This window comes from Hymenobacter sp. AT01-02 (genome assembly GCF_000961955.2).
GTDB classification, from domain to species: domain Bacteria; phylum Bacteroidota; class Bacteroidia; order Cytophagales; family Hymenobacteraceae; genus Hymenobacter; species Hymenobacter mucosus.
Genome location: NZ_JZIR02000111.1, coordinates 1 through 10,297, shown reverse-complemented (window position 1 = coordinate 10,297; position 10,297 = coordinate 1). Strand labels below are relative to the sequence as shown.

12 protein-coding genes and 1 pseudogene are annotated in these 10,297 nt (G+C 57.4%); 6 read left to right on the top strand and 7 right to left on the bottom strand.

Annotated elements, in window-relative coordinates; all coding sequences use genetic code 11:
* The first annotated feature begins 240 nt into the window (after positions 1–240).
* A complete protein-coding gene (locus VI25_RS20355) occupies positions 241–423 on the top strand; it encodes a hypothetical protein (RefSeq protein ID WP_152981729.1) in 183 nt (60 codons plus the stop codon).
* 47 nt (positions 424–470) lie between these two features.
* Here the strand turns inward: VI25_RS20355 and VI25_RS20350 are convergent.
* The 6 genes and pseudogenes from VI25_RS20350 to VI25_RS20320 all read right to left on the bottom strand — a co-directional run bounded on the left by VI25_RS20350 (position 471) and on the right by VI25_RS20320 (position 5,055).
* A pseudogene (locus VI25_RS20350) lies at positions 471–1,060 on the bottom strand (DUF1989 domain-containing protein).
* Positions 1,029–1,721 (bottom strand): guanitoxin biosynthesis heme-dependent pre-guanitoxin N-hydroxylase GntA, encoded by a 693-nt coding sequence (gene gntA / locus VI25_RS20345; RefSeq protein WP_045690325.1) that lies wholly within the window; start codon positions 1,719–1,721, stop codon positions 1,029–1,031. Before gntA ends, VI25_RS20350 begins: the two are co-directional and overlap by 32 nt.
* Before the next feature lie 889 nt (positions 1,722–2,610).
* Positions 2,611–2,787, bottom strand: a complete 177-nt coding sequence (locus VI25_RS27280; protein WP_236705163.1) for a hypothetical protein — start codon at positions 2,785–2,787, stop codon at positions 2,611–2,613.
* On the bottom strand, positions 2,781–3,434 hold the full coding sequence (locus VI25_RS20335) for an SDR family NAD(P)-dependent oxidoreductase (protein ID WP_052695736.1): 654 nt from the start codon (positions 3,432–3,434) through the stop codon (positions 2,781–2,783). Before VI25_RS20335 ends, VI25_RS27280 begins: the two co-directional genes overlap by 7 nt.
* 254 nt (positions 3,435–3,688) lie before the next feature.
* Positions 3,689–3,904 carry a hypothetical protein gene (locus VI25_RS24325; protein ID WP_152981728.1) on the bottom strand — a complete coding sequence of 72 codons (216 nt, stop codon included), beginning with the start codon at positions 3,902–3,904 and terminating at the stop codon, positions 3,689–3,691.
* A 323-nt stretch (positions 3,905–4,227) separates the two neighbouring features.
* Positions 4,228–5,055 (bottom strand): helix-turn-helix transcriptional regulator, encoded by an 828-nt coding sequence (locus VI25_RS20320; protein WP_045690556.1) that lies wholly within the window; start codon positions 5,053–5,055, stop codon positions 4,228–4,230.
* Between the two features lie 153 nt (positions 5,056–5,208).
* Here VI25_RS20320 and VI25_RS20315 point away from each other — a divergent pair, with 153 nt between their 5' ends.
* From VI25_RS20315 to VI25_RS27275, 5 genes are all read left to right on the top strand, one after another.
* Positions 5,209–6,183: a helix-turn-helix transcriptional regulator gene (locus tag VI25_RS20315; RefSeq protein ID WP_045690555.1), complete on the top strand. Its 975-nt coding sequence runs from the start codon at positions 5,209–5,211 to the stop codon at positions 6,181–6,183.
* 123 nt (positions 6,184–6,306) lie between these two features.
* Positions 6,307–6,648 carry a RidA family protein gene (locus tag VI25_RS20310; RefSeq protein WP_055562781.1) on the top strand — a complete coding sequence of 114 codons (342 nt, stop codon included), beginning with the start codon at positions 6,307–6,309 and terminating at the stop codon, positions 6,646–6,648.
* A 211-nt stretch (positions 6,649–6,859) separates the two neighbouring features.
* A complete protein-coding gene (locus tag VI25_RS20305) occupies positions 6,860–7,276 on the top strand; it encodes a DUF1761 domain-containing protein (protein ID WP_045690753.1) in 417 nt (138 codons plus the stop codon).
* A 95-nt stretch (positions 7,277–7,371) separates the two neighbouring features.
* On the top strand, positions 7,372–7,944 hold the full coding sequence (locus tag VI25_RS20300) for a YdeI/OmpD-associated family protein (protein WP_045690754.1): 573 nt from the start codon (positions 7,372–7,374) through the stop codon (positions 7,942–7,944).
* Positions 7,945–8,635: 691 nt separating this feature from the next.
* The gene (locus VI25_RS27275) at positions 8,636–8,845 is read left to right on the top strand and encodes an AMP-binding enzyme (protein WP_316934388.1); all 210 of its coding nucleotides are present in this window, start codon (positions 8,636–8,638) and stop codon (positions 8,843–8,845) included.
* Positions 8,846–9,184: 339 nt separating this feature from the next.
* Here VI25_RS27275 and VI25_RS20295 read toward each other — a convergent pair whose 3' ends face one another.
* A complete protein-coding gene (locus tag VI25_RS20295; RefSeq protein ID WP_045690586.1) occupies positions 9,185–9,766 on the bottom strand; it encodes a Crp/Fnr family transcriptional regulator in 582 nt (193 codons plus the stop codon).
* Positions 9,767–10,297: the final 531 nt, after the last annotated feature.

Below are 10,297 nucleotides of genomic sequence, written 5' to 3'. Positions count from 1 at the left end.
AGCTGTTGAAATAGGGGCCATATGGTCGATCTGGCCGTGCAGCAAGCGGGGTAGGTGCGGTTGAGGCTCCCGCATTACCCCCGCCAGGACCAGTAGCCCAGTTAGCAGCCCCATGGCCGCCCTGCCGAGCCCCGGCCTTATGCGCAGCCGCTTTATGTGGGGGTAGAGGGTAGTACTCCCACTGAGGCTGCCGAGTTGGTGGGGCGGGTAGCAGGCGGTAACCACGGCGTATGCCACCGGTTGGCCGCGCTCGTCGGCTGGCTCTTTCTCTATAAAGAACCTAAGCCTTACAGCCATGCCGGACAACCCTCGCTCAATCTGGTCATCTTTTTCAAACTAATGCTGATGAGCCAACTGGAAAACCTGGTCAGCAGGTCTTTCTTCTTCACTGCTTACAACCAACCAGCAAACCAGTGGGGGTGACCGTTTCACGCAAAGTTGCTGCCACACAGCACTAAGTAGCAGAGGTGCTAGCCCAAAATTTGATAACCAATCGGCTTGAAGGCGTAATTGTTGGACATCTCTGCCGAACACGCCGTCATGCCGATCAGCAAGTCGGTTTTCGCTTCCAGTACGACGTAGTCACCTGCTTTGCTTTTTGGTGGCAGTACGGCTACTTTTCCCGTTTCCCCATCCACTGTCACATGCATGAAAATATTGAAGCAGATGGGGATGGCATCGGGCTGATGCCGTATTCATGCAAGGCCTCGCACAAATTCCCGAAGCACCCCCGGTGCGGATGGGTATGGCCGTATATGATGCGGAACGTATCGGCACTGCAGGGCGTGAGCAGAAAATCGTGGCGGCCGACCGTGTCCTCCACGAGCTCGAAGAGAATGTTGCTGCGGTTGGAATAGAACGGATGTCCTTTCGTTAGAAAGATCGTCTCGGCGTAATCGATGGTTCGTCCCGAAGACAGATACTCCGCCTTATCGGCTAAGTTATAGCAAACGAAATCGGAGACTTGCTCGCCCTCCACATCCACTACTTTCAGTTGTTGGCCTTTGCGCAAGACAAAGGCGGTGCCGCTACGCGGCGGAATGATGGTTAGCTGCTCCATGTTCACTTAAAAAAGGACATTTCCAGAATTCGTTGTAAGCTTTACCGCTATACTGGTAGGCTTCTGATGCATGGCCGTAATCCTGTAGCATCGGGTTAATGGAACCTGAGTACACCACATCGCGGGTTCGAATCGTGTTGCGGATACTATCATAGCGGCCATTGGTCCGGATTTGCTCAAACTGGGCATGGGGATTGAACACCAGAGTAGGGTAAGCAAACTGCCGGGCTAGTCGCGGACTGCCAGCGTGAAGGCCGATAACGAAAAAAGCTTCCTCCTTCAGACTAAAGCTGAAGTCGGGCGAAGCGGGGTCAGCCACCACTCGCCGGTCATAGCCATACCGCTGGGCATCCAGGTTGGAGATCGCCTGCAGGCGCTGCCAGAACAACTCTTCGAACAGAGCCTCATTAGGCGCTTGCGGTCCTTTGAAGATGATGGCTGCGCTGTGATACAGTTTATCGGACTGCCGGTAGGTGTCCACAAAGCCATACAGGAAGTTTAAAATTGCCGCATCATCTTTGGGACAGGCCAAGTGGTCAACGACGAGGCAATGCAGTTGCTGAAAGGTCAGCGCAGTTTTGGCTGCTACGCAGGGAAATTCTTTCTTATTTATAAAAGAAAGATATTCTTCGGTGTATATAGTATTTTGATTGTCAAGCATGTGGAAAGCATAGCGGAAACAGGTGGCCAGGAATAAGTAAAATATCCTAGCTAAGCAATACGCGATACTTCCCCTGGGTGTTGACAAGATTACGTTGCTCTTGTGGAGCTTGCGTGTAACGCTTATAGCGCCACTTAGACTTGTGGCGGTTGGGAACACTTACCCGTAAGTGCTTAGCTGAGCAGTATTTACTCGTCTATTGTCTAGACTAGCCGCCGCTCGTAGCTGGTGCCGCACTGTTCACCCAGCGCGGTTTTACCTTCAGCTTTGCACAAAATCATGCACGTACATGGGTATACCCTGTAGCCCACTACCCAGCGGGGTGGGTCGGCCATGCCGCTCGTCAGGAGCGGCCAGCAAATGGGCTCCGGCTACATAGGGGTAACCCCAGCAGCAGAGTAGGTAGGGGCAGCGCATGCGCCGGCGGCGCCAAAGCACCGTCGAGCCCGTCTTAGGCAGCTTGAGCCACCACTACGGCCTGCGCCGCGTGAACATCCGCGGCCCCGCCAGCGCGTATAAGGCCATGCTGCTCAACCATCTTCTACCGCAGGCCGCAGCCCTAGCGTTGACCCAGCCCCACCATGAGCCAACAGCGGCTTACTGGCGAGGGATGTGCAAAGGGATGAATCGAAAATGCTGCACAATGCCCGGCACCTCAGTTAGGGAGCCGGAGTTCTGCAACAGCTACAATTAGGAAAAACAACCGAGGCTGCTGGTTAGGGCTACTTCTGGCTTTAGCTTGGCCATAGTGTTTTCAGCGCGCGGCACTCCTTCTAACTGCTCACAAATGGCGGTGGCCCGGGCAGGCACGAAGTGCAGGCGGTGATGACGGCCACTTTTCCAGCTAGTTTCTGCATGGGTGATGGAAAGGAGCGCCGCGAATAAGAGGCTAACCAACCGGCTGACTCGTTACTTTAGGCAACCCGAACTGCGTGGCCACGCCTTGGCGAAAGGCTTCGGGGCCAGCGGCCAGCCGCTGGTCGTAGGCGGCCACGGCGTCGGGCCCGGCGGGGGTAGCGTAGCAGGTCTTGCGGATCGGTCGCCGCCTGGTACACCACTTCAGCAATAGTCGCGGCGGGGGGCGAATTGCACGCCTTCCTGCGCAGCCATCAACTGCTGCAATAGGCCGGCGTAGGCGGCGTGCTCCGCCAGCTGGAGTGAGCGGCCGGTAAAATCGGTGGCGGTGCCACCGGGCGAAATTGTTTTGATGCTGATATTATGCAGCGCCAGTTCGAACGACATGCTTTCGCTCCAGCCTTCCACGGCCCACTTGGCGGCGTGATAAATCGAGCACAGAGGAAAGGTCATAAAGCCTCCCATGGACGTGGTGCTGAGAATGCGGCCAGACCTGTTGGCCCGCAGATGGGGTAGGAAGGCCTTGGTAACCCGAATGACCCCCAACAAGTTGGTGTTGAGAAGCTGCGTAAGTTGCTCGTCGGACGTAGCTTCGAGTGCCCCGATAAGGCCGTAGCCCGCGTTGTTGAACACCACGTCGACGGGGTGCAGGTCAATGGCGCGCTGCACGGTCTGCGCCACCTGGGCCGGGTCGGTCACGTCCAGCGGCAGCAGGTGGATGCCCGGCAACTGCGGTAGTTCAGTTTCGTGTTCGGGGTAACGCATGGTGGCAATGACGTTCCAGCCTCTTGCGGCAAACAGTTTGGCCGTAGCTTTCCCTAGACCCGACGAAGCGCCGGTAATGAAGATGGTGGGCATAGTAAAGAAAAAAGGTAATGGTATCGGAGAGAAACTGATGGAACTGCTCGGGCTCGCGGGGCTTCGTCGGGCACGCTGGATGCCAGTTGGCCAACCAACTGCCTGCAAGCGAGAAGTAGATTAGGCGTTTAATCCCTGCTTCGTGGCACCCGGCGCCGGGGCGCTGGGATACCGCTTGCAGTAGTCTATAAGCCCCCGAGCTGCTGGTGCAGCTACTGGCTGCACCAGGGCGGAATGCCCGGCTAGTGTTGCTCCTACTCCCGCCCGAGGAAGGGATGGTAGAGCCATAGGGCCGCTACTAGCAGTACTGCTTCCAGCACAATGGTGCCCAGGACCGAGCTGGGTACTGGCCTATTCAGCAGGCTGGCACTTATCCTGTATAGCAGGATGGGGGCATAAAAACCCGCCGAGATGAGCAGCCCCAGCCGGAAATAGGCCGGATTACTCGCCAGCAAGAAGAAGAGGACCACCAGCCCCAATTGAAGGCCGCCATAAACGGCTAGATATCCGCGCGTCCCTGGTCGGAGAGTATGAGGAAGCCCAAGCCCGTGGCAGTGCTTCGCGGGGCCCAGGTGGACCGCACGGCAATACTGAAAAACAGCAGCGAGTTGAGGTAAAGGTAAACTTGTGCCATACGTAGGCCAGCCGGGGTTAGGGCCGCGTACTGGTTGAGGTACTGAAAAAAGGTGCCTTGAGGTACTAGCAGGCAGGGCACCGCACGATGGGCCAAGCCATTACGACTGGCCGAGCCCAGCGAGCCGGGGCGTCGATTCGACCGTCCATGTGTTGCGGCTCAGGGGGCCAGGGGCGCCACGTATACGCTGGACGGCGGGCGGCTAAACAGCTGCTTGAAGGCATAGGAGAAGTGGGCCAAGCTTTCAAAACCAACTTCGTGGTACACATCAGAGGGACGCCTGTGCTCCTCTTGGAGCAGGTAATGGGCTTCGGCCAGTCGCTGCTGGTAGAGCCAACGGGCGGGCGAGGTGCGAAAGATGCGGTGGAAATCCCCCTTAAAGCTCGCCAGACTCCGCCCGGTGAGGGAAGCCAGTTGCTGCAGGTCCACGTTGAAGCGGAAATGCTGCCGCATAAAGGTTTCTAAGTCAATTTTGCCCGGCGGTGCGAAATGGAACAGCACCGATTGTAGCACTGGCTGGGCCTGGAGCAGCAACGCCAAGGCTTCCTGCTGCTTCTGCTGGGCCAGTGGCGCGGGCAACACCTGCTCGAAATACGGCAGCAGTGATTCGCCGAAGCGCTGGAGCGACGTTGTCATGGCTAGGGCCAACACGGCGGGGATGCCCGCCGATGGGAGCTCGGCAGCGCTATCAACCGGCGGGCTGACCGCGAGCAGCATGGGTGTATCTAATATGACTGTGATAGCTCGGAAAGGCCCATTTTCGGCCGGGTGCCTGGTGAATTTGACTAGAAAGTTTTTGCGGGTAAAGAGCAGACTGCCCGCTTCGAATACGCGAGTTTGCTCCGCCTCCTTTACCCTCAAGCTGCCCGCCAGCAGATAGGTCAGGCCGTGCATAGGCACGCAAAGGTCAGTTTCTACATGGCGGGTCGCATAGTGCGAGTAGATAATGCCCGGCGAAATAAGGGGGAGCAAGGGCTCCGGTTTCATGTGTTTTTCTGGCTACAATTGCTAGAACAAAGATTGGAGTTGGCGAACACAGAGTGTTTGCGTAGAAAGCTCAACTTTCCGTTCGCTGCTCCCCGAGTGACTTATTCTGGTAGCAGCCACCTAAGATGTTACTGAAGACTGCCCGCTGCCTATATGAACCGATTTGACCGCATTGTTGCCATCCTCATGCAGCTGCAAACCCGGCGGGTGGTGAGCGGCCCCTCGCTAGCCGCGCAGTTCGAGGTGAGCGTGCGCACCATTTACCGCGACATCCGCACACTAGAGTTGGCGGGCGTTCCGCTCTTTGGCGAGCCGAAGGTAGGCTATTCCTTGGCCGAGGGCTACCGCTTGCCCCCAGTCATGTTCACCCGCGAGGAGGCCGCCGCCCTGCTTACAGCCGAGAAGCTGGCTGCTCACCTCACCGACGCGCCCACCGCCAAACTGAGCGGGGCCGCTATGGACAAGCTACGGGCCGTGCTGCGGCGCACCGACCGCGACTACCTTAACTCCCTCACGCCGCACATCCAAGTCGTGCGGCACACCGGGCAGCCCGCCGAATCTAGTACCTACCAGCAGCTGGTGGCGGCCGTGGCGACGCAGCAGGTGGTTCATATCCACTACCAGGCGCTGGCCACCGAGCCGGCCACGCCTCGAGTCATCGAACCCATCGGGCTCTACCTCACCCAGTACTGGCACGTAGTGGGGTATTGCCGGCTGCGGCAGGCCTTCCGCAATTTCCGCCTTGACCGCATTCAGCGGCTCACGCTCGGCACCGAGTTCTTCGCCCCGCGGCCCGAAACCTTACAGCAGTACTGGGCCGAACGGGCCAGCCAGTGGCAGCGGGAAAAGGTGGTGGTGCGCTTGCAGCTAAGCGACACGCCTATGAACCTGACGCAGCGCCTGCACGATACCAAGCGCCAGTACGGCTGGGCCCACGAGCAGCAGTTGCCCGATGGGAGCGTGGAAATGACCCTGTACCTGGGCTCGTTGCCCTACCTGGCCGCCTGGCTGCTGCCCTACGGCAAAGCGGTGACGGTAGTAGAGCCGCCTGCGCTGAGCCTGCACCTGCGTGAGCTGGCGCAGCAGGTGCAAAACTTTTTTTGTGGGCCGTCTGCTATGCTGACATAGGGCTGTCAGGAGGCAGCGGGACTTTTGGGGAGTCAAACGACAACCATCTTTTTCCTCCTTATCCGCCGCAGTCATGCAAAAGCGAACTATTGACCCTGGCCTTGGGGCCTCCACTCCAACTCGGTGCAAGCCGTTGAAATCAAGCAGCCCGAAGGTACTCTTTACTGTTCGGGGCAGGTCGCCATCCACGCGGATGGTCAGCCCAGCACGGGCGATACGCGGGCCCAGTTTCAACTCATCCTCCAAAACCTGGAGCAGCTTATCCGCGAGTCGGGCTACGAATGCTCAGGCATCGTCCGGCTGAATATCTTCACCACGTCTGTCCAGGACTTCTTCACTACCTGCGTAGACCTTTACCAAGGTTGGATAGCGGAGCATGGCCTCAAGCAGGCTACCACCCTGGTGGAGGTGAAAGGCCTGTACGCCAACTTGACGGTAGAACTGGAGGCAACCGTGGTGAAATAAGCCCTACGCATCTTGGCAAAAAGGGTCTGGCAGCCGCCAGACCCTTTTTTATGCAACAGATTCTACCCGCTGGGTGACTGGTTTAGAAATTTCTCTACTTCTTTTTGCATCCTCTGGCCTATGCTGACAAAGGGCTGTCATAGCGCTGGTGGAATTTTGTATCGCAGCGCAGGAAGTGCGCCGGCTGATTTTCCTCTTTTCCCCTCTTTTTATGTTCAGTATCGTATCCGACATCCATTGGCTGAGTGTAGTGGCCGCTTTCGTTGCCTATTATATGCTGGGCGCTTTTTGGTACCTGATGCTGTTTCCGCAGACCTATAAAGTGTCGCTGGGCAAAGCCAATGAGGTACTTCAGAATAATTCGTCCCTGTTTATTGTGGGGCCGGCCGTGTGCGTGCTGGCGATTATTGTGGCTACCACCATCTTGTTCTACGCGCTGCACCTGACCTCCTACGGCGATGCGCTACAATTGGCGGCCCTGGTGGGCGTGGGGTATCTGGTGGCTAACACCACTAATATTGCCATCAACCCCAATATCCCCCGGCCCTTCCTCTACAGCGCCATTACCAGCAGCTATCATTTGGGCGGCATCACACTCACCTGTCTGATTTTGGCCGCTCTGAAATAAGCCCCTGTGTCCGGTGGGCTAGCACTGCATGGGGCACTACAGGGCGCAAGGTTTTCATGTGATTTCAATTCGACCATTATAAACGCTTCCCCGCGATGAATAAGCCGGAAGTACCCGTAGTGTGCCCTAGCAACCAGCAGCAGTGGCGGGAGTGGCTGCAGGCACATCACGACCAGGACCAAAGCGTCTGGCTGGTCTATTACAAAAAGACCTCCACCACGCCGACCCTGAGCTGGAGCGAAGCGGTGGATGAGGCCCTGTGCTTCGGGTGGATAGACAGCCAGGCCAAGCCGCTGGATGACGAAAAATACCAGCAGTTTTTCAGCCGTCGGAAGCCCAAAAGTGGCTGGTCAAAAGTCAACAAAGAGAAAGTAAAGCGGCTGATTGCCGAGGGAAAAATGATGCCGGCTGGTATTACCAGCATCGAAACTGCTCAGCAGAATGGCTCTTGGACGCTCCTCGACGAGGTAGAGGCGCTGCAGCTACCGGCCGATTTGAAGCAGGCCTTTGTGCTGCACCCGGAGGCCCGAACTTATTTCATGACACTATGCCGAACTGCTAAGCGCCAGGCGTTGCTGGCACTAGTGTTGGCGAAACGGCCCGCCACCCGTCAGCAACGCATCAGGGCTATTCTGGAATTAGCAAACCATGGAGTGAAACCAGCCTAGTTTTTCAGTGATAATCTGGTAAAAATAGCCTTGCTCAAAAATTGGGCTAAAAGAATAAACAGGCGGCCATTCGGTGTACGTACAAACGCTCGCTGGCTGTAGCTGCATGGGACCAGAAAGGTACAGTGGCTGTTGCAGAACTCTGTCGGGAGCCTGAAAAGCTGGCTGAGCGGCTGCTAAGCCGCTAAAAAGGCTTGGCATAAGGTCGTTGCAGGCACTCGCGAGTGTAATAGACTACTTTGTGGGGCTTTGTGGAGGGTTCTGCAACAGCCACTACACCTTCATGAGCCTTCTATTTAGGGACTTATAACCCGACGCTTTACCGGCAGTAAGTTCGGGGCCAATGAGGCCTGATAAGAGCAGCGTATCAGGCCTTATTGTGAGTGGTCAATGAGGCCTGCGGGGACCCCTGTTAACTGCGGTACCTCTTTTCTGCGCCGGGGGGTATACACCAGCCAGACGACCAAGCAGAGGCGGGGACGAATAGTCATAGGGACAATATACGATACCAACTCAGGCCATTCACTCTCCTGCGACTTTCCCACCACGCGCGCTTGGCGCGGCAATACGGGCGTCCGCGGTTTGTTTACCAAGCGCCTACTTATCCGATCGGCCGTTGGGCTAAGCGCTGGACCTGTTTATGGGTAAACTGACAGCCGCGGCGAGTCCGAAGCCCCAGGCTCTCTAGTTCCTGCGCGATCTGGTTGCATCAGAGCCCCTGCGCAAGCCCGGCCAGGACGTCTCGCGCGACGAGTTACTGGAGTTCTACGCAGGCAAGGTGGCCCCGTGGTGGGTGCCCAGCGCCATTGAGTTTGTAGAGCAACTGCCCCACCCGGCCACCGGCAAACTGCTCAAAACCCAGTTGCGCAAAGACTTCGCCGGCTACGAGTTCGAGCGGTAGCACCTGCCGTCGGTGGGAGCGAAGCGCAGCGACGCTTGCCCTTCGCGGCCCAATGCTCGCACTCGCTTCTGGCCACTGCCTAGTGGGAGAAGCCACCGGCGTGTGTCGCTTGACCTTTGTACCAAACTTTTAACCAAGGCCACTAGTGGCCCGCTTACATGATTGGGAGCGCTGAGGGGGGGCGCATTGTGGCTGACCTGGTTATCGAGCACAAAGGGTGGGTCCGGGCTCTCAAACTGGGGTACAGGCGAAGAAAATCCTTGATAAATGTCAATGGATAGGCGCTGCTGGGTCTACCAGATGCCGTTTGGACTACCAGGGATGGCCCTTGCCCAGCCGCTACTTTTTGGTCGGCAGGCTGCGTACCCGGCTCAACGTTTCCTTGGTAATGCCCAGGTACGAAGCGATAACGTGCTGTGGAAACCGCTGCAGAAACTCGGGGTAGGTATGCACCAGCTCGGCGTAGCGCTGCTCGGCCGAGAGGCTCAGCGCCGCGTTGACGCGGTGCTGCAAGGCAAAGGAGTGACGCTGATTGATTTGGTTGATCATTTCCCCAAAGGCGGGTAGCGTATCGAGCAAGTAGTGGTTGGTCTTGGGGATGGTCAGCAGGGTGGTGTCCTCCCAGGCGTCGATGTAGTAGCGCGAGGGCGTGAGCATGGTAAAGCTTTCCCGGTCGCCGGCCCACCAATTTTCGATGGAAAGCTGAAACACGTGCTCCGCGCCTTTGCCATCGACCGTGTATTGCCGCATGGCCCCGCTCACGACAAAGCCCATGTACTGACAGACTTCACCCGGCTGCAGAAAGTATTGCCTTTTCCGCAGTTTTCGCGGGGTGAAGGCCTCCTTAATCAGCTGCGTTTCCTGCTCGGTCAGGGGAGTAGAAGAAAGGCTGCGGACGTAGGCGAGTAGGGGTTCGTACATGGGACGTGAAAATAAACCAGTAGCGGCGGCCGCTGAAAACAACCATTGAAAAGGCTTGGAAGAGGAAACAGGAACGAAACCGGGTACCGCATGGCAAGTTAGGCAAAGGCCGCAACAGGGGCTCGGGAACCGTCTCGGCGTTGAACAATTTCGGGCACCTGGCGCGGTCGATGAGGCGTCAGGAGGCGTCTCTATCCTGTTCATTCGTTCACGCAAACCGCTTCTAAGAGCGGCCACAGGGTGGGAGGATGAGGCTTGGGCCGTTGATATTTATTAACGGTTTTTATTAGCATTTATCATCGATTCAGGGGGGCTCATCTGCCAATTTTGTCTGGCAATCAGGTCGGTACTACCGCCGGCCTGCTTCAGCAGCACAACGCATGAGCAAGCGCCTAATCGGTACTACCCGCGGCCAGCGCGCCGCCATCGGGCCGTTTACCATCCAGCGCCTCCTGGCCAACGAGCACGCCGCCGCCGTGGGGCCCTTTGTGTTTCTCGACTATGCCCTGCCCGTGGAGCACGCGCACGCGC